The sequence below is a fragment of the candidate division WOR-3 bacterium genome (assembly GCA_039803925.1).
In the GTDB taxonomy this organism is placed as follows: Bacteria; Hydrothermota; Hydrothermia; order Hydrothermales; family JAJRUZ01; genus JBCNVI01.
Genome location: JBDRZL010000015.1, coordinates 1 through 22,930, shown reverse-complemented (window position 1 = coordinate 22,930; position 22,930 = coordinate 1). Strand labels below are relative to the sequence as shown.

Genomic DNA, 22,930 nt, shown 5'->3' with positions numbered 1-22,930 from the left:
AAATATGTTTTTTTTGATATTTTCATTTACAATAAAACTGGCGCAGGGGGAGTTTGATCCCCTAAAGGGTTTACCAGGCTGGGTTTATGAAAAGCCTTATTATAGAACAATAAGTGAAGCAGGGTTTTATGGTTTTATTCAGTTTAATGGACCTATTACTCTTTCTCAGAGGAATTATCTTGAGAATCTTGGTATAAAAATTGAAGAATATTACAGTGATTATACCTATTTAGTTAAGTTTAAAGGAGAAAATATCTATAATTTTTTGTCTTCTGATAAGCCCAATAATATAAGAGCCCTTTTTCTCTATCAACCTGCTTTTAAAATCCATCCCTCAGTATATACTGTTCAATACAAAACACCTGAGCTCAGAAATGATCCATGGAGATATCTTGAAGTAGAGCTTTTTCTTGATGCGGATGTTGATTATGTTGCAAATTTTATTAAAGAAAATTTCGGTGCTGAAATAATTGAAATAGCTGATTTAAGAAATATAACAAGAATATTGAGGTTAATTATACATGTAGACCCTATTTATATTGAGGAAATAGCACAGATTCCAGAGGTAAAATGGATAGTTCCGTATACAGAAAAATTTATTTTAAATGATGCAAATAGATGGGTTCATCAGACAAATGTGCAGGTAGATACTTTAATATGGAGAAAAGGAATTCGTGGTGAGAATCAGATTCTTTGTATTATGGATAGCGGTGTTGATGTAAATCATTGTTTTTTCAATGGGACAGTTCCTGGAGGAAATAAAATTGTTGGGTACAGAGCATATGGAGATAATACTGATGGATGTACCACAGGGCATGGCACACATGTTGCAGGAACTGCTGCAGGCGGTGATGATAATATAAGTCCAAACCAGGCATATAAAGGTATGGCTCCAAGAGCAAGGATTTATGTCCAGGATGTTCAGACAACGAGTACCCAGAATTGTCTTATGGGTTCCCTTGATGCTGTTCCTGATCCGATCTATCCTGCATTTCAGGATGCTTATAATAATGGGGCAAGGGTTCATACAAATTCCTGGGGTGGAGGAACAAATAGTTATGATAGTTATGCTCGTGATGAAGACCTTTTTATGTGGGATTATCCTGATTTTCTTATTTTATTTGCTGCAGGAAATGCATCAAGTGCAGGACAATCAAATGCTCAAAATATCAGTAATAATGCAACTGCGAAAAATATTATAACCGTTGGTTCTCTTGCTCGTGCGCCGAATCAGGAAGTAAAAGCCTATTATTCTTCCGAAGGTCCTACACAAAGCGGAAGGTGGAAACCGGATATTATGGCATGTGGTGGGGATGATAGATTTAATGGTTATACAAATTCAGCAGATAATGGAACTCAGTGCGGAATTCAGGGTAATCCTTTTGAAGGAACAAGTATGGCAACACCTGTTGTTGCTGGATCTGCTTTACTCACAAGACAGTGGTTAATAACATATTTTGGATATATATCTCCACCTGCTTCTTTAATTAAAGCAGTTCTACTTGCCGGGACACAATTTGTTTTAGGAACAGGTGAGCCAAATCCAGGTCCTGATTATGGGTGGCCAAGTAACGATGTGGGTTGGGGAAGGGTGAATTTAAGGAATTCTTTTGGAATTAAAAACAGTTCTGATACTCTTCTTGTAAGAGAGGGCTCATTAACAACAGGGGCAAAGGATAGTTTCTGGATTAAAGTTATAAATAATCTTGACCCATTGAGAATTGTTCTTACCTATACAGATTATCCATCAGCAGCAAATTCAACCGGGAGTATAGTTAATAATATTGACTTAAAAATGGTGGATCCAAATAACTTAGTATATTGGGGAAATAATATTGATAGAACAAACAGAGTTTCACAATCTGGAGGCACACCAGATAATGTAAATAATGTTGAAGTAATCCATCTTTCTCCTTCAATGCTTGTTGTGAATGGGGTTTATAAGATAGTTGTTTATGGAACAAATATACCTCAGCCTGGAACAAACGGACAGAGATTTTCAATTGCAATTACAGGTGATGTAAGGTTTTACTCACAGACGGGTTCTTATTTATCTCTTATGCAACTTGTTGAGACAGTTGAGGGTGTAAAGATAATAGTTAATTTTGGGGAGGAAAGAGGAGTAAGTGGTAAGTTGGTTAGAAAAGTAAATGGGGAAGAAAAGGTTATTTTTAGTGGATTTTTAAATAATGAAAATTATTTTGAATATCTTGATAGGGATGTTGAAAGTGAAAGAATTTATACATATACCTTTATGGCGAAACTTTCATCAGGGGAAGAAATAATTTATGGACCAGTAAAAATAAAATACAAAGGAAAAAAGGAGTTTGAAATTTTGAAGTTTTCACTTTTAGATAGGGAGATAAATTTAATTTTATCAAATCCTTTTGATTCAGAGGTTGATTTTAATATTATTGATGAAGCAGGAAGAAAAAAATCACTTTTGAAGGTAGATCTTAAATATGGAGTTTCAAGTTTAAAAATAAAAATCCCTGAGGATATAAAAAAAGGTGTATACTTTTTAGCCATTGAGGGTAATAAATATAGCCTAAAGAAAAAATTTGTGGTTTACAGGTAAAGTTCAGATTAAAAAATTAATTAAGATAATTTGTTTAAATATTTAAATTTAGAAATAATATAGATTTTATTTATTTTCTTTTTTGTAATTATTATTTTCCGTCATGAATTTTAACTATTTTATTAAAAATAACAATTTTTGTTTTTTATAATTAATCTTTTAGGAGGGAAGAAAATGGATAAATATAAAAAAAATTCAGAGCCCTTTTGGAGAACCCCCCTTGATTATAAGGAAATAAAAAAAAGAAAGGGCAATGTTATAATACTTGAAGACTTATGTAAGGGTTGTTCTTTTTGTATAGAATTTTGTCCTACAAATTCCCTTACAAAATCAGATAAATTAAATTCAAAGGGCTATCATCCTCCGGTATTTAATCCTGAAAACTGCACAGGTTGTTCTTTCTGTGAAAGAGTTTGTCCTGAGTTTGCAATTGTTGTTGAAAAAGTGGAGGTAGAAAAATGAAAACTAAGATTTTAACAGGCACTCATTATATGCTTGGTGACCATGCCTGTGCTGAGGGAGCAATAGCTGCTGGATGCAGATTTTTTGCAGGTTACCCTATTACCCCTTCAACCGAAATTGCAGAATGGATAGCAAGAAGACTTCCCAAATTCGGAGGAGTTTATATTCAGATGGAAGATGAACTTGCCTCCATGGCTGCTATTATCGGAGCCTCATGCGGTGGATTAAAATCCATGACTGCAACATCAGGTCCAGGAATGTCCCTTATGATGGAAAATATAGGACTTGCTGTTATGCTTGAAGTTCCTTGTGTGATTGTCAATGTTCAAAGAGGTGCTCCTTCAACAGGGCTTCCGACCCTTGTAGGTCAGGGAGATGTAATGCAGGCAAAATGGGGTTCCCATGGTGATTACGAAATTGTTGCTTATGCTCCCAATTCGTGCCAAGAAATGTTTGACTTAACAGTTGAAGCCTTTAATACAGCTGAAAAATATAGAATTCCTGTTATAATTCTCGCAGATGAAGCAGTAGGTCATCTGAGGGAAAAAGTTGTTATTCCTGATGAAAAGGAAATAAAAATTGTTGAAAGAGAAAAACCCGATGTTTCACCAGAGGAATACTTGCCTTATAAAGGTGATGGAAATCTTGTTCCTAAAATGGCACTTGCGGGAGAGGGTTATTTTGTTCATATGACAGGTTTGACTCATGATGAAAGGGGATATCCTGATATTACAGGTGAAGCACATGAAAGACTTGTAAGGAGACTGATTGATAAGATTCAGAAGAATAAAGAAAAAATTATAAAATATGAAGAAATAGAAACAGATGATGCTGAAATTCTTTTAGTATCCTACGGTATTACTGCAAGAAGTTCATTAAAGGCTGTTCAAATATTAAGAAAAGAGGGGATTAAAGCAGGTCTTTTCCGCTTAATTACCATATGGCCTTTCCCCTATGAGAGAATAGAAGAGCTTTCAAGAAAAGTGTCAAAAATTATAGTACCAGAAATAAATTCAGGACAAATAAAAGGTGAGGTATTGAAGGCAATAAAATCCAATTTACCTGTTGTTGGGGTTAATAAACTTGGTGGAGATTTAATTACGCCTTATGAAATTATTGAAAAAGTAAAGGAAAAATAAAAGGAGGAAAAAGATGAAAGTGGAAATAAAAAAAGAAAAGGAAGTTAAACATCATCTTTCAAAGTGGATAAGAGAGGATAGGTGGCCTCATATATGGTGTTCAGGTTGTGGTATTGGTATAGCAATGAGTTCAATGCTTTATGCTTTTGAAGAATTAAATCTTGATCCTAAGGAAATTGCTATAGTAAGTGGAATTGGATGTTCAGGAAGAGTTGCAGGTTATGTTAAAGTAGATTCATATCATACCACCCACGGAAGGGCGATTCCCTTTGCAATTGGGCTTAAGATAGCAAAACCTAATATGAAGGTTATTGTTTTTTCAGGTGATGGGGATTTAATCTCTATTGGTGGAAATCATTTTATTCATGCTGCAAGAAGAAACTTTGATCTTATTTGTATATGTGTAAATAATTTTAATTACGGAATGACAGGGGGACAATTTGGTCCTACAACCCCTCATGAAGCAATAACGACTACAACCCCTTATGGAAATTTTGAGTATCCCTTTAATTTACCTTATCTTGCAGCATCAGCAGGAGCGACTTTTGTTGCCAGATGGACAGTTCTTCATCCCTATTATTTAAGACAGAGTATTAAAAAAGCTTTAAGAAGAAAGGGTTTTTCTTTCATTGAAGTTATTTCACCCTGTCCAACTGGTTTTGGAAGACCTAACAAAATTGGAGAAGCGATTGATGAAATGAAATACTATAAGGAAAAGAGTGTTATAAAAAATAGAGTTGATCCGAAAGAAGCTGAGCTTTCCTTCAGGGGTGGAAATATAATTGTGGGAGAATTTGTAGAAATAGAAAAGCCTTCTTATATTGAAATTTTAAAAGAAAATTTAGAAAAAATTAAGGAGGTTTAAAATGGAAAAGAATATAAAGGAAATACAATTTGCCGGTTTTGGGGGTCAGGGGATAGTTTTATCCGGTTATATTCTTGGTCAGGCTATAACTGTATTTGAAGGAAGGAATAGTTCAATGACACAGAGTTACGGACCTGAAGCAAGAGGTGGTGCCTGTTCATCAGGAGTTGTTATTTCAGATAATCCTTCTGAAATGGTTTCCTATCCGAAAGTTACCGAGCCTGATGTTCTTGTTTGTATGTCACAGGAAGCTTTGAATGTCTATGCAAATAAAATTAAAAAAAATGGAATTTTAATTTACGATTCAGACCTTGTTACCTTAAATTTAGATCGAAAGGATTTGGAATTATACCCTATTCCTGCAACAAGAAAGGCAGAAGAACTTGGTAATAAACTTGTAGCAAACTCTATTATGCTTGGTGCTCTTCATAGGATTACAGGGGTATGTTCTGAAGAAGCATTAAAAAAATCAATAAAAGCTTCTGTTAAAAAAGATTATGCAGAAGTAAATATTAAAGCTTTTGAACTTGGTATAAACCTTGCAGAAGAAGTTTTAAAAGCAGGGGTAAAAAAATGAAACTAAATCCATTTTTTAAGGAAGAAGTTAATAGGGAACTTGGTGAGCATAAGATTTTAATGTGTTATCAATGTGGAAAGTGTTCTTCTTTCTGTCCTCTTTTTAATATTGAACCTGAAAAGTTTAATCCAAGAAGAATTATTGAAATGGTAAATATAGGTGCTGAGGATGTTTTGAAATTAGATGATATATGGAGGTGCACAACCTGTTATGAGTGTGCTGAAAACTGTCCACAGAAGATTAATTTTGTAGAACTTATAGTTTACCTGAGAACAAAAGCAACTGAAAAGGGCTATGCTCCTAAATTACCCTTACAGGAGCTTGAAAGTGTAAGGAAAGAAGGATTTTCTGTTCCTCTTTCCCCAAGAGCAAAAAAATGGATAGAAACTTATATGGTTGAAGTTAAAACAAGGGGGTAAAAATGAAGGAAACCCTTGTATATTTTCCAGGTTGTCTTGCTTCAAGAAAATTTCCAGGCTTTGATTATTCAACAAGGTTTATCTTACAGAAACTCAATATTGAATTTAAAATGAGTGATGAATTTTCTTGCTGTCCTGATCCAGTTTGGGTAAGATCGTTGTCCTACAAGGAGTGGAAAGAAAAAGGAGTAAGAAATTTAGAAATTGCAAAAAATCTTGGTTCTAAACTTGTAACGATATGTAATGGATGTTTTGAAACACTTTTTACAGTTAAAAAGACTTTCTTTAATGGTAAATCAATTCCTGTAGAGCACCTTCTATATACACTTTGGAAAAATAAAAAAGAAGAAATAAAAAATAAAATAATAAATCCCTTAAAGGGAAAAAGATTTGGAATACATGAGGGTTGTCATTTCAAAAGACCGTCCTTTCTCACTTTAACTGAATTTAAGGAGTTAAAGGAAGTTAATGTTTTAAAAGAAATGGTTGAGCTTCTTGGAGCTGAAGCGGTTGGAGGGACAGAAAGCTGTTGTGGTTTACCCAATTTTATAACAGATAAGGATCTTTCCTTTTCCCTTGCAAGAAAAAGAATAGATGAATTTAAAAATGTTGATGGTATTGTTGTTATATGTCCTTCTTGTTTTTCACAGTTTGAGAATGTTTTAGCAAATGATAAAAGGGAAGTACCTATCTACTTTTATTTTGAACTTCTTGCTTATTCTCTTGGACTTGATAAGGAAAACATAGGATTTGAATTTCACAGAATAAAACCTTTTTCTATATAAAAGGAGGGGAAAATTATGAATAATAACGAAGAAATAAGAATAGGAGTTTATGTATGTCATTGTGGTTTAAACATTGCAGGTAGTGTTGATTGTGCTGAGGTTGCAAAATTTGCATCAACTTTACCAAATGTGGTTATAGCAAGAGATTATAAGTACACCTGTTCTGATCCGGGACAGGAGATGATAAAAAATGATATTAAAGAATACAAATTAAATAGAGTAGTTGTTGCATCCTGTTCTCCAAGATTACATGAGCCAACCTTTAGAAAGACAATTGAAGAGGCTGGATTGAATAAATATCTTTTAGAAATGGCCAATATAAGGGAACACTGTTCGTGGGTTCATCTTTACGAAAGGAAGGAAGCAACAGAAAAAGCAAAAGATCTTGTAAGGGCAGCAGTTTCAAGAGCAAGATTTTTAAAACCCCAGAAGGAAGCAAAAGTTCCTATTATTAAAAAAGCACTTGTTATTGGTGGAGGAGTGGCTGGAATTCAAGCTGCTCTTGATCTTGCAGATACAGGATATGAGGTATTTATGGTGGAAAAGGAGCCTTCAATAGGTGGTAGAATGGCTCAAATTGATAAAACATTTCCCACAATGGATTGTTCAATATGTATTCTTGCTCCTAAAATGGCAGAGGCAGGTAGACATCCTAACATAAAAATATACACTAATTCTATTGTTAAAGAAATAACAGGTTATATTGGAAATTTCCATGTTAAAATTTTGAAAAAGGCAAGGTATGTAACAAAAGAATGCACTGCCTGTGGTGAGTGCTCAAAAGTCTGTCCTAATGAATTTCCCAATGAATTTGATGTTGGAATGGCTACAAGGAAGGCTATATACATTCCCTTTCCTCAGGCAGTTCCTACCCAGTATATAATAGACCCAAATTTATGTTTAAACATTAAAAAAGGAACAATAGTATGTGAGGAGTGTATAACAGCTTGTGAAAAGAAGGCAATAAATTTCAATGATAGGGATGAAGTTGTTGAAATTGATGTTGGGACAATAATAATAGCGACAGGTATGGATGTTTATGACCCGAGGGAAAATCATGATTATGGTTACGGAATTTATGAAAATGTTATAACCTCTCTTGAATTTGAAAGGCTTATAAATTCAGCAGGTCCCACAAAAGGAACACTTATAAGACCTTCTGATGGTAAAATTCCAAAGGTTGTTGCCTTTATTCAGTGTGTTGGTTCAAGGGATTTAAGGAATAATAAATACTGTTCAAATGTTTGTTGTATGAATACAGTGAAGGATGCTCTTTTAATTAAGGAACACTGGCCAGAAACCCAGATATATGTTTTTTATCAGGATATAAGGGCTTTTGGTAAGGGATTTGAAGATCTTTTCAGAAGGAGTAAGGAGGAAGGTGTTGTATATGTAAGGGGTTTACCTTCAAGAGTTGAAGAATTAGAAGATAAACGGTTAAAAATTTATGCAGAAGATACTCTGTTATCGAAAATTGTTGAGCTTGAAGCTGATATGGTGATACTTTCAGTTGGTTTAATTCCAAGAAGGGACAGGGAAGAAATTCAGAAAAAGCTTGCTTTAAGTTTATCAGAGGATGGTTTTTATCTTGAGTCTCATCCTAAATTAAAACCAGTTGATACTGCAATAGGAGGTGTTTTTCTTGCAGGTTGTGCTGAGGGTCCAAAGGATATAAAGGATAGTGTAACTCAGGCTTCTGCTGCAGCGGCAAGGGCAGGAATTTTGATGGCAAAAGGAGAAGTGACTGTTGAGGCTTTAACACCTGTTATAGATCCTGATGTTTGTAAAAAGTGTGGAATGTGTGCTAATGTTTGTCCTTACAGTGCCTGGATATGGAGTAAGGAAGAAAGGAATGTTCCAAAATTAATTGAGGCCTCCTGTGCTGGTTGTGGTGCATGTGGTGCTGAGTGTCCTTCTGAAGCAATTGATATGAGGCATTTCCCTGATGAAGCAATTTATGCTCAGATTGATGCCTTACTTGAAGAAGAACCTGAGAATAAAGTTCTTGTTTTTGCCTGTAACTGGTGTTCTTATGCTGGTGCAGACCTTGCTGGTGTTTCAAGATTCCAGTATCCACCGAATTCAAGAATAATAAGAACAATGTGTTCAGCGAGGGTAAAACCAGATTTTATTATTCATGCTCTTAAAAAAGGTGCTGGAGCAGTTTTATGGTCTGGTTGTCATATAGGAGATTGTCATTATAACTATGCAAATTTAAATACAAAAAGAAGATATGAAAATTTGATGAAGCGACTTGAGAGAATTGGAATAAGAAAAGAAAGGGTTCAGCTGGATTGGTTCTCAGCTGCAGAGGGAATTCAGTTTGCAAATAAAATGAAGGAGATGGCAGAAATTGTAAAAACTGTAACTAAAGAAGAAATTGAAAAAACAAAAGAAGCACTTACTCAATTTAAAACACCTGAAAAATATAAAAAATTGCTCTTATCTTTAAAAAAGGAAACAATAACAGTATAAAGTAATAATTTATTTACTTATCATATTCCTTTTAATTATAATATCTACCTTGCGGGCGGGTAGCTCAGATGGTGAGAGCGTCGGCTTTACAAGCCGGAGGCCCGAGGTTCAAATCCTCGCCCGCCCACTTAAAAAAATTTGAGAAAAAAATCCCTTATAATCGGTCTTGATGGTGCCCCATACCACTTATTTTCAAAATGGTTTACTGAAAAAAAACTCCTCTTCACAGGAAAACTGATTGAAGAAGGAGTTTTTGGAATACTTGAAACAACTATACCGCCCTATACAATGATAGCATGGCCCTGTTTTTACACAGGTAAAAATCCTGCTAAAATCGGTCCTTTTCTAATAAAATCAGAAGGATTTGATCCTGAAGCCTTCTCAAGGTCTCATTTTTTAAGTGCAAATGAAATTAAAACCTGGACTATTTGGGAATATTTAAGCGAGCTTAACTATAAAGTAGGAGTTATGAATGTTCCTGTTACTTATCCTCCTAAAAAAGTTAATGGTTTTCTAATTTCTGATTTTTTAACACCAAAAGGCGCCATTGATTATACTTATCCACCTGAATTAAAAGATGAACTTAAGGATTATAAAATAAAATCAGAACTTTCTACAGGTTTTGGATTTAAGGATAAATATCTTGATAGAGCCAAAATTGAAAAAATGTTTTATGATTTGCTTGATAGAAGAATTTATTATGCTTTAAAACTTTTAAAAGAAAAAAATCCCGATTTTTTCATAATAGATTTTAAAGAATTTGATGATTTTATGCACTTTTTCTTTGATGATGAAAATAAGGTTTATGAATATTTTAAAAAAATAGACAGAGCAATAGAAGAAATGTATAAGATACTAAAACCTGAAGTGATTCTTATAATGTCTGACCATGGATTTCATAAAGCACCTGAAAGATATTTCTATATAAATAGATGGCTTGAATTAAAAGGTCTTTTAAAAAGAAAAAAAACAATAAGAGGAAAATTTTCAAGATTTTTATATGAGGCTGGTGTTTTTACTCTAAAGTATATGAGTTTTGTAAGAAATTTTGTTCCTGAAAGACTAAAATTCAAAATAGCAAGGGAGGAAATGAAAAAGAGAATTGAATGGGAAGAAACAAAGGTTTATGCCAACTGGTATGCTGGACTTTATTTTAACCCTAAATTTTTTAAAAATGAAGAGGAAAAAAGAAAGCTCGCCTTTGAACTTAAAGAAGAACTTCTGAAACTTACTGATGAAGAAGTAAATAAAAAACCCATTTTAAAAGCGTTTACAAAATATGAAATTTTTTTTGGACCATATTTTGATTTTATGCCTGAAGTTGTTTATACCACTTCTCCTTCATACAAAATTAATGTAAATTTAACTTCTAAGGTCTTTGATAGAATAGTGGAAAGACCAGATATAAGAGGACATCATATGGGAGACCTTGAAGGAATTTATATTTTTAAAGGAGAGATTTTTAAAAAGGGTTTTAAAGGTCCAAAACTTTCCCTTTTAGATGCAATTCCAAATTTTCTTTATGCTCTTCACGAACCCCTTATAAAAGATATGGATGGAAAAATTTGCGAGGAGCTATTTGAAAAAAAAGTAGAAAGGGAAAAAATTAAATTTTTTGATAAAGAATATAAACCTTATAAAGTAAAAGAGCTGAAAGAGGAGGAAGAAGAATCTATAAAAGAACATTTGAAAGGACTCGGATACCTATGAAAAATTTAAATAAATTTTTTAATTCAAAAATAAGGGTGTTTTTTATATATACCCTCTTATCACTTATTTATTTTTATGATCCTCTTATAACAGGAAAACTTTTAGCAGGGTCTGATTACCTTCTTGGAGGATATGTTGCAAGAGAATGGTTATCTAATTACCTTAAAAACTTCTATTTACCACTATGGTTTCCCTATGAAAGAGCAGGTTACCCGATTTTAGAAGCCTTCTGGATGGATATTTTCACACCTACAGGATTACTAAGATTTTTTTTGCCAACTCATATCCATTTTAATTTCAGTTTCTTCTTTTATACAGTTTTAGCAGGTTTTGGAACATATCTTTTTCTAAAGGAATTAAAAATAAAATCGCTATTTGCTTTCATTGCAGGAGTCTTTTACTCTTTTTCAGGTATTTTGATAACAAACACATCAGCAGGGCATTTAAATAGGCTTGTAAGTTCTTCTCTTTTGCCCCTTGTTATGTATTTTCTTTTACTTGGTGTTGAAAGAAAAAGACTTTTATTTTTTATTTTAGCAGGTTATTTTGCAGGATGGCAGTTTCTTGGTGGTCAATTCCAATTTACTTATTTTTCCTTTTTCCTTTATATCCCATTTTTCTTTTTTCTCTTATTCACAAGGAAATTAAAATTAATAGATAAATTAAAACTCACCTTTTATGCTTTAATCGGTATTATTTTCACAATTTTACTTTATTCACCTTATATTTTACCTGTTATACAAAATCTAAAAGCACTGGCAAGGGGAGCCGGAAGAGGTTATGAGTATGCTGCGAGCTGGCCACTTTTCCCCCTTGAAACCTTTGATATAATTTTTATAAATTTTACAGGTTTCCTTGAAACTTACTGGGGTCCAAATTTCTTTAGACTTAACCACTATTATATAGGGCTTTTCCCCTTTATGCTTTTTATATTTGCTTTTTTTTCAAAGGATAAAAAAAATTTAATTTTTTTCTTTGTAATCTTCCTTATCACTTTAACCTTTTCCTGGGGAAATTACTTTATCACCCATAAAATTTTTTATTATATTGTTCCAGGTATCAGTAAATTCAGGGGACCATCAAACATATTTTTTTTAACCACCTTTTGCCTTGTAACCCTTTCAGCAATAGGACTTTCTTATTTAAGTGAAAATTTCAATGATAAAAGAGTAAAATACTTTTTTTTGATTTTTTTAATTTTATTTATTCTTTTTCTTGTTTTTTTCTCTTCTCTTAGAAACCTATTTAGAGATATTATAAACAATTACCCATTAGAAAGAGGAGAAATAAATCAAAAATTATTTGCCTTTGATAAAGCAATGAGCTTGTTTGTTAGAAACATTTACATTCTAATTTTCGAACTTATTTTTGTTTATATTATCTTTTATGTTATAAAAATCAATCTGGAAAAAGAAGTGTTATTTCTTATTTTCCCCCTTATTACTTTTTTTGAGGTTTTTATATTTTTGAGACCGAAATTTTTAAAATCAACGGAACTTAAAGAATATATACAGAAGGATGAAGTTATAAATTTTTTAGAAAAAGATAAAGGCTTTTTCAGAGTTTTTTATTTACCTAACTTTTATGAACATGATAATGATGGTATTTTAACAATTTATGGGATTGAGGATGCAGGAGGATATGTGGGTAACCCCCTTAAAAGGTATCAGGATTTTATAGGTGCAGGTGAGTCGGTTATGTTTAATCCACAGAATTTGATTAAAAACAGAAATCTTTTGAATTTAATTAATATAAAATATATAATATTGCCAATTTTCCCAATGGATACAACAATTTTAAGGGGCAGGGAGAAAAGTATAGTTAAGTTTTTGTTGGATTATACAAAGGATATGGAACTTATTTTTAAAGGTAAGAAATACTATATTTTTGAAAATAAAAAAGATTTTGGAAGATTTTATTTAAGAAATAAATTTTATGTTGCTAATTCACCTGAGGAAGCACTTTCTCTTATAATTGAAAAAAATTATGCTGATTCTTTCGCAGTAATTGAAAAAAATTTTTTACCAAAGAATTACAGAGATTTTGAAAGTACCCCTGTTTTTTTAAAAAGCTTAGAAATTATTGAAAAAAAGCCTGATTTATACAGGATTAAAATAAATATAAGTAAAAATTCTATACTTATCTTTTCTATGAATTATCATAAGGGATGGAATGCTTACATTGATGGAGAGAAAAAGGAAGTTTTCCCTCTCAATTACGGCTTTATAGGTCTTTTAGTTCCTGAAGGTGAGCATGAAATAGTTTTCAAGTTTGGTTCCAAATTTCATTATATAGGAATTTTTCTTAATTTGCTATTTACATTTTTAGTAGTGCTTTTACTTGCACTTTTCATTTTTAAAAGGTAAAATTAATCTTTTAAAAAATGGGTTCAACCCCCTTTTTGTATAAAAGGAGGAGAAAATATGATTTGTCCTGAATGCGGGTCAATGAAGGTGGAAGAAATTGAAAAAGGGTACTTTTACTGTCTTGAATGTGGTCATGAGTTTTCTGAAGAGGATGAATACATAGAGGATTCTGATTTTGAGGATACAATTCTTGAAGATGAAGAGGAAGAAGAAGAGGAAGAATTTTTTGAATACGATGAGGAAGAGGAAGAGGAAGAATTTTGAATAAATTGAGGCTTTTTTTCGGAATTCCCCTTAAAGAGGAAATTAAGGAAAAAATTTTTGAATATCTCAATAAAAATAAACTTTTAAAAAAAAATTATAAATGGGTTCAAAAAGAAAACTACCACATAACATTAAAATTTTTAGGAAATGTTAGTGAAGATTTAATAGAAAAACTTGAAAAAGTTGGTGAAGAAGTAGCATCTACTTTTAATATTTTCTCTCTTTATACTTATGAATTTGGAGGTTTTCCTGACATAAAAAAAGCAAGAGTTTTTTTTCTTTCTGTGAAGGAAGTAGAGAAAATTGAGAGGGTTTTTGAGTTGCTAGATAACAAACTTGCACATCTAAATTTTGAAAGAGAAAGAAGAAAATATCATCCCCATATTACACTTGCAAGATTGAGAGAGTTTGAAAGTTTACCTGATTTAAAACCCCTTGAGCTTAAGCTGGATATTGAAGGTTTCTCATTATACGAGAGTATTTTGAAAAGAGAAGGTCCTTCATATAAAATTTTAAAATATTTTCCTTTCCGGAGGTAAAAATGGTTGAAAAACACAATATTATTTCAAGAGCAAGGGAAGTTTTAAAACTTGAAGCAAAAGGAATTGAAAAAATTGTTAATCTTATAGGTGAAGAGTTTGTAAAGGCAGTTGAACTCATACTTAATACAAAGGGTAAATTAATAGTTTCTGGTTTGGGAAAATCAGGAATTGTCGGCAAAAAAATAGCAGCTACTTTTACATCCACCGGTACACCAGCTCTTTATTTACATCCTTCAGAGTCTCTTCATGGAGATTTAGGAGTTGTCTCTAAAGATGATACTGCTTTTTTTATTTCCAAAAGTGGTCAAACTGATGAACTTCAGATACTTCTTCCTTTCTTTAAAAGAAAGAACATTCCTTTAATCGCAATGACTGCAAATAAGGATTCCGAACTTGCAAAGGCTGCCGATATATTGCTTTATATTCCAATAGAAAAAGAAGCCTGTCCCTATGACCTTGCTCCAACTGTTAGTACCACAGTTTTTCTTGCAGTAGGAGATGCTCTTGCAATTGTAATTATGGAACAGAAAAAGTTTAAAGCTGAAGATTTTGCTGCTCTTCATCCTGGAGGAGTTATTGGAAAAAGATTCTGGCTAAAGGTAAGGGATATGATGGTGAAAGGTAAAGATGTTCCTATTGTTTACAAGGATTCACCTATGAAGGATGTGATAATTGAAATGACACAAAAGAGGGGTATTACAAGTGTTGTGGATGATGATGGAAAAGTAATTGGAGTTATAACTGATGGTGATTTAAGAAGATTGCTTGAGAAGAGCTGGGAAAAAATTTTTAGCTATAAGGCATACGAAGTTATGACAACAAACCCCAAAATTATAAGTCCTGATGCTCTTGCGTATACAGCAGCAAAAAAGATGGAGGAGTATAAGATAACAGCTCTTATAGTTGTGGATGAAGCAAATAAACCAATAGGAGTTATTCATTTACATGATCTTATGAAAGCTAATGTAATTTGAGAAAAGTTTATAAAAGATTTAAAAGATTTTTAATTTCACTTTTAATTATAACCTTAACAAAAATTTTTTTTTTATTATCCTTTAAAATTTCATAAATTTTTATCTTTATTTTTTTATTTTTTTCTTTCAAGATTTAGAAAAATAGGAATTAAAAATCTTGAGATAGCAAAATTCAAAAAGAAAATTTTATGGAAGAATTTTTGTTTCATGACTTATGGTCTTTTAAAATTCATTAAAATGAAGAATAAAAATGAAGATTTTATTTTAAAAAATACAGAGGTTATTAATTTTGATATTCTTAAGAACAAAATAGAAAAGAAAAGAGGAGTGCTTGGTCTTACACTTCATATGGGTTTCTGGGAAATAATCCCAGCTTACTTTTCTTTAAAAAAGATTCCTGTGTGTGTTCTTGCATCAAAAGTATATACTGACTTTATTGATAATTTTATAAACAGCATAAGAAAAAATTATGGAACAGAGATAGTTCATCCTGAAAATACTTTTAGTCTTGTTAAAAAACTAAAGAAAGGTTATGCTGTTGGGATTCTTATGGATCAAAAGCAGGGTTCTAAAAGAATAAAGGTTGATTTTTTTGGAAAAAAAGTTGAAGCACCTTCGGGTCCACTTGAAATTGCTTATAAAATTAATCCTGAAGTTATTTTGATGAGATGTGAAATTGAAAAAGGAAAGGAAATTATTTATATTGAAGATTTTACTTTGAGTTATAATTTAAAATATGATTTACAGAATATTTATAATAAATTTGAAAAATGGATAAGAAGAAAACCATGGCAATGGGTATGGATACATCAAAGATTTTGATGATTTTTTTTATATTATTTTTTTCCTGTTCAGAGGAGAATAAAAAGGAAGAAATTAAAATAGATGAAGACCTTGAAGAGATTAAAAAAGTTAAAATTATTGAATATAAGGAAAAGGATAAATTATTTGAACTTTTTTCAGAAGATATTGTCTCAAAGGAAAAAATTTTAAAAGCTAAAAAACTTGATATCATTATTTATGATAAAGGGATTAAAAACGTATACATTAAGGCAGATTCTGGAAATTATTCAGAAAAAGGAAATGTGGAATTAAAGGGTAATGTTAAACTCTTTAATTATGAGGGTGATACCCTCTGGACTTCTTATTTACTGTATGATTTTAATGAGGGTATTATAAAGAGTGATACTGAATGTAAGTTATTTCAGAAGGGAAAATATATAAGAGGAAAAGGTTTTGAGAGTAAAAAGCCCTTCAAAAAAATAAAGATATTTGGTAAAGTTGAAGGAATTTCAAAATGATAATTTTTTTATATATACTTTTTTCAGAAATAAATTACAGTGCAAGTGAAGTATGGGTTGAAGTTTATGAAAAGGGAAGGATTATAAATGCAAAGGGTAATTGTACTCTTAAGGGTGAAAATTTTGAAATTAAAGCTGATTCTGCCTTACTTTTTGAAAGTGAGAATCTTGATTCTGCCTATCTTTATAAGAATATTAAAGTTGAATCCAGAAAATTGAATATTTTTTCAGATAAGGTTTTTTATAATTTTATAAATTCTTTTGCAATTTTTGAAAAAAATGTAAAGATAGAAAGTGATACATATATGATAAAAACAGATAAAGTTTTTTACAGTGACTTAAAAGATTCTGCTTTTGCTGATAAAAAAGTTTCAATAAAAGACAAAATAAGAAATATTGAAATAGAAGGATTTAAAATGGTTTATTTAATTAATAAAAAAAAGGGAAAAATTGATTCTCTTATAGGTATTAAAATTTTTGAGAAAAAGGACACAGTTGATATAAAGGGTAAAAGACTTTTAATTTTAAATAAAACTTTTTTAATCACAGAAAATGTGAATATTATTTCCAAAGATTTTAATGGATTTTGTGACACACTGTTATGGGAAAGTGATATTATTAAACTTAAAGGAAAAAAACCAGAGCTTTTTGCAAGAGATAGTAAATTAGAGGGTAAAAATATTGAGGTATTTCTTGAAAATAAAAGATTAAAAAGGATTCTTTCAAAGGATAAAAGTTTTCTAAAGACTGTTTCAGAAAAAAAGGATACCCTTTATCTTTATTCTGATTTTCTTGACATTTCTCTTGATGATTCTTTAAGGGTGGAAAAGGTTTCAGGAGGAAAAAAAATTGAAGGGGAGATAAAAAGATGATTTTGAAAACAGAGGGGCTTGTAAAAATTTATAAAAGAAGAAGAGTTGTAAATAATATTTCTATTGAATTAAAAAAAGGCGAAATTGTAGGACTTCTTGGTCCTAATGGTGCTGGAAAAACAACAACTTTTTATATGATCTCAGGTGTTATAAAACCAAATGAGGGTAGAGTTTTTATTGGTGATATTGATATAACGGATTTACCGATGTATAAAAGAGCAAGAATGGGTATTATCTATTTGCCACAGGAACCTTCAGTTTTTAGAAAATTAAGTGTTTTTGATAATGTTTATGGAATTCTTCAGATGAGGGGATATAAAAATAGTGTTGCTAAAGAAAAAACAGAAGAAGTTTTAAAAAAGATGGGAATTTTTCATTTGAAGGATTCCAAAGCCTATATGCTTTCAGGAGGTGAGAGGAGGCGTCTTGAGGTGGCAAGATCTCTTGTTCTTCAGCCTAAGTTTTTATTACTTGATGAGCCATTTACAGGGATAGATCCAAAAACAAGAGAAGAGATACAAACTATTATTTTATCTTTAAAAAATGAGGATATAGGAGTTTTAATAACTGACCATAATGTTAGGGAGACACTTGAAATTACCGATAGAGCTTACATAATATATGAAGGTAAGGTTTTAATTTCCGGAAAATCTGAAGAACTTGTGAATAATGAAACTGTTAGAAAGGTTTATCTTGGGGAAAAATTTAAACTATGAAGGAAGAAATTAAATTAAGGCAGGATTTAAGATTAAAACCCATTCTTATCCCGAGATTATTACAGATAGCAAAAGTATGCTCTTTGAATCTTCTTGAATTAAGAGAATATTTAAATCATGAGATAGAGAATAATTTTTTACTTGAAAAAAGGGAAAAAAGAGTTAAAGGAGTGGAGAGAGAAAGAGATGATTTTGAATTAAAAGAGTTCTTTCAAATTTTTTCAGAGCCAGATTATTATGAAAAGAGAAGAAGGATAGAGGAAGAGGAAGAAGAAGATTATTTATCACTAATCCCTTCTAAAGGTCCTTCCCTTTATGAGAGATTAAGTTTTCAGATAGAGTTTGCATTTAGGAATGAAGAAGATAGAGATATAGCTTTAAAACTTATTGATTATATAAATAGTGATGGATTTATAGTAGAGGACCTTGATAAAGTTGCAGAAGAATTAAAAGTTGATAGATTTAAACTTGAAGAAATAAGAAAGGAGATAATGAAACTTGATCCTCTTGGAGTTGGTTCAAGAGATATAAGGGAAGCTCTTTTATGTCAACTTGAAGTAAGAAAAATGGAGGATACTCTTGCTTATGAAATTGTTAAGAATCATTTTGATATTTTGAGTAAACCAAAAGAGGAGATTGCTGCCAAGCTTAAAAAAAGTGTTTTAGAGGTTGAGGAAGCTTTAATATTGATAAGGAAGCTCAATATGAGACCGGGCCGTATTTATTCAGAGGAGGAACCCGAGTATGTTATGCCTGAATATGTGATAAAATTGAGGGATAATGAGCTTGTATATGAGGAGGTTAAAGATATTATTCCTGAAATAAGGTTGAATCATACTTATTTAAAGATGCTTGAGGATGAGAATACACCTTATGAGGTTAAAAAGTTTATAAAGGATTATGTAAGAAAAGCAATGGAACTTTTTGAACTTTTGAATGAAAGAAGAAGAAGGATTGAAAAGGTTTTGAATTTTATTATTGAATATCAAAGAGATTTTTTAATAAGTTCAGAGGGTAAATTAAAACCGATATCGCAGACAGATGCCTCAAAAAAGCTTAACATTTCTGTTTCTTCCTTGCATAGAATTATAACAGGTAAATATGTGGCGACACCGAGAGGAATTTTTGAATTAAAGTTTTTCTTTCCGAGGGGATTAAGGACAAAAAGGGGAGAAACTTTTGATAGGGATGAAGTAAAAAAAATTATAAAAGAGTTAATAGATAAAGAATTACCAGATTCTCCTTTAACTGATGAGGAAATAAGGAGAATAATAAAGTTTGAAAAAGGTATTGATATAACAAGGAGAGAGGTTTGCAAATTGAGAAAGGAAATGAAAATAGAAAGTTATGATAAAAGAAAAAAAATCTGAAATAGATTCTTAATAAAATTTTTGGAAAATTTGACATTAATTTTTTTTGTGTTATAATTAAAGGAAAAGGTTTAAAAGTTCAATTCCCCAAAAGATTATTAAGAAAAAGAATATTTCGCTACCATAAAATTATAAAACCTATCATAAAATTATAAAGTCTTTGTTTTTTTGAAAATTAAGGGTGAGGGAGATATGAGGCATAATAGAAATAATATTCTAAAAATGCTTTACTTTATACCTTAAAAGGTGTGACTCCCCAGCTGAAGATTTTCAAAAAATAATAGGCGCAGGCTTTAGCCTTCGAAATACAACCAGAGAATTAATTTAACGCACCCTGAAGGGTGCGGCTACCATATAAAATTTTTCAGTAGAGTTTAAGTCCCTCCTGTGGATTTAAAATTTATTCAATATTCAAAATTTTTATTGTTTCTGTTTTTTCTCCAAAATTTACTTTTAAAAAGTAGATATTTTTATTTATCTCGTTCTTTTTTATTTCAATTCGGTGCATTCCCTTTGGAATAGGTCCATATTCTCTTTTTTCAATTAATGAACCATTTTCACTATAAAAATTCAAAGATATTTCACAGGGGTTTTTAATATCAAAAACTAAAACAAGGGACTTTGGATTTTGTAAGACATAGAAAACATTATATTCAAAAGGAGGTTTTGGTTTTTTAGGTCGTAAATCCACCTCACCAAGTAAACCACTTTCAAACTTTAAAATAAATACATCACCATTCCCCGCATTTGTTCCCTGAAAATATGCACCACCACCTGGATCATAGGTTGGGAAATCTGGTGATAAAGTCCTTCCTGTTACAAATATATTACCTGAGCCATCTGTTGTAATTGAATAGCCATAATCATCACCCCCTCCTCCGTAGTATGTTGCCCATTGCCTTATACCAGAATTTGTAAACTTTAAAATAAATACATCCCAACCTCCTGCATATGTTCCCTGAAAATATGCACCACCACCTGGATCATAGGTTGGGAAATCTGGTGATAAAGTCCTTCCTGTTACAAATATATTACCTGAGCCATCTGTTGTAATTGAATAGCCTAACTCATGACTACTTCCTCCGTAGTATGTTGCCCATTGCCTTATACCAGAATTTGTAAACTTTAAAATGAATAAATCCAAACCTCCTGCAATTGTTCCCTGAAAATATGCACCACCACCTGGATTATAGGTTGGGAAGTTTGTTGATCCAGTGTATCCTGTTACAAATATATTACCTGAGCCATCTGTTGTAATTGAAAAGCCTAAATCAAAATTACTTCCTCCGTAGTATGTTGCCCATTGCCTTACACCAGAATTTGTAAACTTTAAAATAAATACATCATACAATCCTCCTGCATATGTTCCCTGAAAATATGCACCACCACCTGGATCATAGGTTGGGAAATTTGTTGAATAAGTCCTTCCTGTTACAAATATATTACCTGAGCCATCTGTTGTAATTGAATAGCCTTCATCATAATGCGTTCCTCCGTAGTATGTTGCCCATTGCCTTACACCAGAATTTGTAAACTTTAAAATAAATACATCAGAACCTCCTGCATATGTTCCCTGAAAATATGCACCACCACCTGGATCATAGGTTGGGAAATTTGTTGATTGAGTCCATCCTGTTACAAATATATTACCTGAGCCATCTGTTGTAATTGAATAGCCATAATCATCATAAATTCCTCCGTAGTATGTTGCCCATTGCCTTATACCAGAATTTGTAAACTTTAAAATAAATACATCATAACCTCCTGCATTTGTTCCCTGAAAATATGCACCACCACCCGGATCATAGGTTGGGAAATTTGCTGACCAAGTGTATCCTGTTACAAATATATTACCTGAGCCATCTGTTGTAATTGAAGAGCCTAACTCATTACTACCTCCTCCGTAGTATGTTACCCATTGCCTTACACCAGAATTTGTAAACTTTAAAATAAATAAATCATAACCTCCTGCAATTGTTCCCTGAAAATATGCACCACCACCTGGGTCATAGGTTGGGAAATCTGATGATCCAGTGTTTCCTGTTAAAAATATATTACCTGAGCCATCTGTTGTAATTGAAAGGCCTCCATCCGCATCCCCTCCTCCGTAGTATGTTGCCCATAGAAGTGAAAGGGGTGGATCAATAATCAGGGGTTCTTCCATAAGATAGTCTTTAACATCAAAAGAAATTGTTTTATCATTATTAATTCTGTAAGAAACATCCACAAAATTTTTTACCCTTTTTTCCCCTTCATAAGAAAAAATAGGTCCATCCACTATAACTCCAATTGGTGTCCTAAAAATAATCTCCTTATTCCCTTCCTTAATCTCATAATCAGACCATCTAAATTTCATCTTTATTATACTTATATCAGCATAAGGCTGAACCATAAACTCATGATGCATTTTTCCATCTTCATATCTCCATACCCAATCCACACCAGGATAAATCTCTTTTATCCTCACTTTTCTATAAGTTATAACACCAAGAATACCATCAGGACAAGAAGAAAGATAATAGTTTGTATAACCTGGTAAAGGATCCTCAAACTCTATATTCTCTTCTTTTATATTTGCATTTAAAAGATCAACATCAATCCTTGCATATTTTTCTTTTGAATAAATTACATAAGAAGCTCCTTTTTCTGTAATGAATATACCAAGTCCAGGAAGTTTTGCCCTTAAAAGAACCTCTTTTGCAAATTCTCCTTCAAAATTCTGAATCTGCCCAAGATTTTTTTCAAATCCTATATAATCAGTCGTCCAGCTTTTCAAAAGTTCTTCCGGAATACTAAATTGATTACCTTCAAGGGCATAAAACCCTATTATCGCTAAGAGCATTGCTACCGCTTTTTTCATTTTATAACCTCCTTTTGTTTTAATTTTAATTTTGAAATAATTTTTATATTATATTAAAAAAAAGTTTTTGTCAAGCTAATTTAGAATACCAAAATTTATCTTTAAAAAAAAGAAGCACCTTATAGATTATCATCCCCCCTTCTGGGATATTTCCAACCTTACCCTTTTTATAAATTCAACTATTTCAGGATAAAAAGTCTTTGTCTTCTCCTTATAGGTGCTCTTGATTTAGGAATAAGGGATTCTATTTTACCTTTGCGATTCCCTAAATTTCTTTTTCCATAAATATACAGCAATCCTTCTAAACTCCAAAAGCATCCTTTGTTGCCTTGTCGCCATATTTTTCAAAAAATTTGATAATTTCCCTCAATTTTTCCTCTCTATAATTATTTTTTAAACTTTTTTTCTTTTTCATATTTTAATCTTTAAGTATTTTTAATCTACTTTTCAAATTATCTAATATCTCTTTAAAATTTTTCATTAATTAAAAAATTTTTGTCTTTTTAATTTTTTTAAATATTCAAGAATTTTATCTTTCCTGTACCATCTGCTTTTCTCTAAATAAATCTCAGCCTCCTTTATTAATTTTTTTGCCTCTTCTCTGTTTTTATTCAGAACATAAAAGCACTCAGATAAATATAAACGGACAATTCCC

Annotated in this window: 19 protein-coding genes and 1 tRNA gene; 19 read left to right on the top strand and 1 reads right to left on the bottom strand. The window is 31.6% G+C overall.

Annotated elements, in window-relative coordinates:
• The first annotated feature begins 4 nt into the window (after positions 1-4).
• The 19 genes from ABIN17_06860 (at position 5) to rpoN (ending at position 19,415) form a co-directional block, all read left to right on the top strand.
• Positions 5-2,578: a S8 family serine peptidase gene (locus tag ABIN17_06860; GenBank protein ID MEO0284768.1), complete on the top strand. Its 2,574-nt coding sequence runs from the start codon at positions 5-7 to the stop codon at positions 2,576-2,578.
• Positions 2,579-2,752: 174 nt separating this feature from the next.
• The gene (locus ABIN17_06855; GenBank protein ID MEO0284767.1) at positions 2,753-3,040 is read left to right on the top strand and encodes a 4Fe-4S binding protein; all 288 of its coding nucleotides are present in this window, start codon (positions 2,753-2,755) and stop codon (positions 3,038-3,040) included.
• On the top strand, positions 3,037-4,179 hold the full coding sequence (locus ABIN17_06850; GenBank protein MEO0284766.1) for a 2-oxoacid:acceptor oxidoreductase subunit alpha: 1,143 nt from the start codon (positions 3,037-3,039) through the stop codon (positions 4,177-4,179). The genes ABIN17_06855 and ABIN17_06850 overlap by 4 nt, the downstream gene beginning before the upstream one ends.
• Before the next feature lie 13 nt (positions 4,180-4,192).
• Complete coding sequence (locus tag ABIN17_06845; GenBank protein ID MEO0284765.1) at positions 4,193-5,044, top strand: thiamine pyrophosphate-dependent enzyme; 852 nt, start codon at positions 4,193-4,195, stop codon at positions 5,042-5,044.
• A gap of 1 nt (position 5,045) precedes the next feature.
• Positions 5,046-5,621 carry a 2-oxoacid:acceptor oxidoreductase family protein gene (locus tag ABIN17_06840; protein ID MEO0284764.1) on the top strand — a complete coding sequence of 192 codons (576 nt, stop codon included), beginning with the start codon at positions 5,046-5,048 and terminating at the stop codon, positions 5,619-5,621.
• Entirely contained in the window at positions 5,618-6,040 is a 423-nt protein-coding gene (locus ABIN17_06835; GenBank protein MEO0284763.1) for a 4Fe-4S dicluster domain-containing protein, read from the top strand. The genes ABIN17_06840 and ABIN17_06835 overlap by 4 nt, the downstream gene beginning before the upstream one ends.
• A gap of 2 nt (positions 6,041-6,042) precedes the next feature.
• Entirely contained in the window at positions 6,043-6,825 is a 783-nt protein-coding gene (locus ABIN17_06830; GenBank protein MEO0284762.1) for a heterodisulfide reductase-related iron-sulfur binding cluster, read from the top strand.
• Positions 6,826-6,840: 15 nt separating this feature from the next.
• Positions 6,841-9,300 (top strand): CoB-CoM heterodisulfide reductase HdrA2, encoded by a 2,460-nt coding sequence (hdrA2, locus tag ABIN17_06825; GenBank protein ID MEO0284761.1) that lies wholly within the window; start codon positions 6,841-6,843, stop codon positions 9,298-9,300.
• A gap of 53 nt (positions 9,301-9,353) precedes the next feature.
• Positions 9,354-9,427, top strand: a tRNA-Val gene (locus ABIN17_06820).
• Positions 9,428-9,438: 11 nt separating this feature from the next.
• Positions 9,439-11,010: an alkaline phosphatase family protein gene (locus ABIN17_06815; protein ID MEO0284760.1), complete on the top strand. Its 1,572-nt coding sequence runs from the start codon at positions 9,439-9,441 to the stop codon at positions 11,008-11,010.
• The gene (locus tag ABIN17_06810; protein MEO0284759.1) at positions 11,007-13,376 is read left to right on the top strand and encodes a YfhO family protein; all 2,370 of its coding nucleotides are present in this window, start codon (positions 11,007-11,009) and stop codon (positions 13,374-13,376) included. Before ABIN17_06815 ends, ABIN17_06810 begins: the two co-directional genes overlap by 4 nt.
• Before the next feature lie 57 nt (positions 13,377-13,433).
• On the top strand, positions 13,434-13,640 hold the full coding sequence (locus ABIN17_06805; GenBank protein ID MEO0284758.1) for a hypothetical protein: 207 nt from the start codon (positions 13,434-13,436) through the stop codon (positions 13,638-13,640).
• Complete coding sequence (gene thpR / locus ABIN17_06800; protein ID MEO0284757.1) at positions 13,637-14,179, top strand: RNA 2',3'-cyclic phosphodiesterase; 543 nt, start codon at positions 13,637-13,639, stop codon at positions 14,177-14,179. Before ABIN17_06805 ends, thpR begins: the two co-directional genes overlap by 4 nt.
• Positions 14,180-14,181: 2 nt before the next feature.
• Positions 14,182-15,156 carry a KpsF/GutQ family sugar-phosphate isomerase gene (locus ABIN17_06795; GenBank protein MEO0284756.1) on the top strand — a complete coding sequence of 325 codons (975 nt, stop codon included), beginning with the start codon at positions 14,182-14,184 and terminating at the stop codon, positions 15,154-15,156.
• 207 nt (positions 15,157-15,363) lie between these two features.
• Positions 15,364-15,978 carry a lysophospholipid acyltransferase family protein gene (locus tag ABIN17_06790; GenBank protein MEO0284755.1) on the top strand — a complete coding sequence of 205 codons (615 nt, stop codon included), beginning with the start codon at positions 15,364-15,366 and terminating at the stop codon, positions 15,976-15,978.
• Positions 15,927-16,457 (top strand): LPS export ABC transporter periplasmic protein LptC, encoded by a 531-nt coding sequence (gene lptC, locus ABIN17_06785; GenBank protein ID MEO0284754.1) that lies wholly within the window; start codon positions 15,927-15,929, stop codon positions 16,455-16,457. Before ABIN17_06790 ends, lptC begins: the two co-directional genes overlap by 52 nt.
• Entirely contained in the window at positions 16,454-17,329 is an 876-nt protein-coding gene (locus tag ABIN17_06780) for an OstA-like protein (protein MEO0284753.1), read from the top strand. The genes lptC and ABIN17_06780 overlap by 4 nt, the downstream gene beginning before the upstream one ends.
• Positions 17,326-18,045 (top strand): LPS export ABC transporter ATP-binding protein, encoded by a 720-nt coding sequence (gene lptB / locus ABIN17_06775; GenBank protein MEO0284752.1) that lies wholly within the window; start codon positions 17,326-17,328, stop codon positions 18,043-18,045. Before ABIN17_06780 ends, lptB begins: the two co-directional genes overlap by 4 nt.
• Complete coding sequence (gene rpoN / locus ABIN17_06770; GenBank protein MEO0284751.1) at positions 18,042-19,415, top strand: RNA polymerase factor sigma-54; 1,374 nt, start codon at positions 18,042-18,044, stop codon at positions 19,413-19,415. The genes lptB and rpoN overlap by 4 nt, the downstream gene beginning before the upstream one ends.
• A 400-nt stretch (positions 19,416-19,815) precedes the next feature.
• On the opposite strand, the gene ABIN17_06765 is transcribed toward rpoN, so the two are convergent.
• Positions 19,816-22,275 carry an SBBP repeat-containing protein gene (locus ABIN17_06765; protein ID MEO0284750.1) on the bottom strand — a complete coding sequence of 820 codons (2,460 nt, stop codon included), beginning with the start codon at positions 22,273-22,275 and terminating at the stop codon, positions 19,816-19,818.
• Between the last annotated feature and the right edge of the window lie 655 nt (positions 22,276-22,930).

Coding starts and splice junctions, on each gene's coding strand:
- ABIN17_06860 (MEO0284768.1), top strand. CDS start 5: ATGTTTTTTTTGATATTTTCATTTACAATAAAACTGGCGCAGGGGGAG.
- ABIN17_06855 (MEO0284767.1), top strand. CDS start 2,753: ATGGATAAATATAAAAAAAATTCAGAGCCCTTTTGGAGAACCCCCCTT.
- ABIN17_06850 (MEO0284766.1), top strand. CDS start 3,037: ATGAAAACTAAGATTTTAACAGGCACTCATTATATGCTTGGTGACCAT.
- ABIN17_06845 (MEO0284765.1), top strand. CDS start 4,193: ATGAAAGTGGAAATAAAAAAAGAAAAGGAAGTTAAACATCATCTTTCA.
- ABIN17_06840 (MEO0284764.1), top strand. CDS start 5,046: ATGGAAAAGAATATAAAGGAAATACAATTTGCCGGTTTTGGGGGTCAG.
- ABIN17_06835 (MEO0284763.1), top strand. CDS start 5,618: ATGAAACTAAATCCATTTTTTAAGGAAGAAGTTAATAGGGAACTTGGT.
- ABIN17_06830 (MEO0284762.1), top strand. CDS start 6,043: ATGAAGGAAACCCTTGTATATTTTCCAGGTTGTCTTGCTTCAAGAAAA.
- hdrA2 (MEO0284761.1), top strand. CDS start 6,841: ATGAATAATAACGAAGAAATAAGAATAGGAGTTTATGTATGTCATTGT.
- ABIN17_06810 (MEO0284759.1), top strand. CDS start 11,007: ATGAAAAATTTAAATAAATTTTTTAATTCAAAAATAAGGGTGTTTTTT.
- ABIN17_06805 (MEO0284758.1), top strand. CDS start 13,434: ATGATTTGTCCTGAATGCGGGTCAATGAAGGTGGAAGAAATTGAAAAA.
- ABIN17_06795 (MEO0284756.1), top strand. CDS start 14,182: ATGGTTGAAAAACACAATATTATTTCAAGAGCAAGGGAAGTTTTAAAA.
- ABIN17_06790 (MEO0284755.1), top strand. CDS start 15,364: ATGACTTATGGTCTTTTAAAATTCATTAAAATGAAGAATAAAAATGAA.
- lptC (MEO0284754.1), top strand. CDS start 15,927: ATGGATAAGAAGAAAACCATGGCAATGGGTATGGATACATCAAAGATT.
- ABIN17_06780 (MEO0284753.1), top strand. CDS start 16,454: ATGATAATTTTTTTATATATACTTTTTTCAGAAATAAATTACAGTGCA.
- lptB (MEO0284752.1), top strand. CDS start 17,326: ATGATTTTGAAAACAGAGGGGCTTGTAAAAATTTATAAAAGAAGAAGA.
- rpoN (MEO0284751.1), top strand. CDS start 18,042: ATGAAGGAAGAAATTAAATTAAGGCAGGATTTAAGATTAAAACCCATT.
- ABIN17_06765 (MEO0284750.1), bottom strand. CDS start 22,275: ATGAAAAAAGCGGTAGCAATGCTCTTAGCGATAATAGGGTTTTATGCC.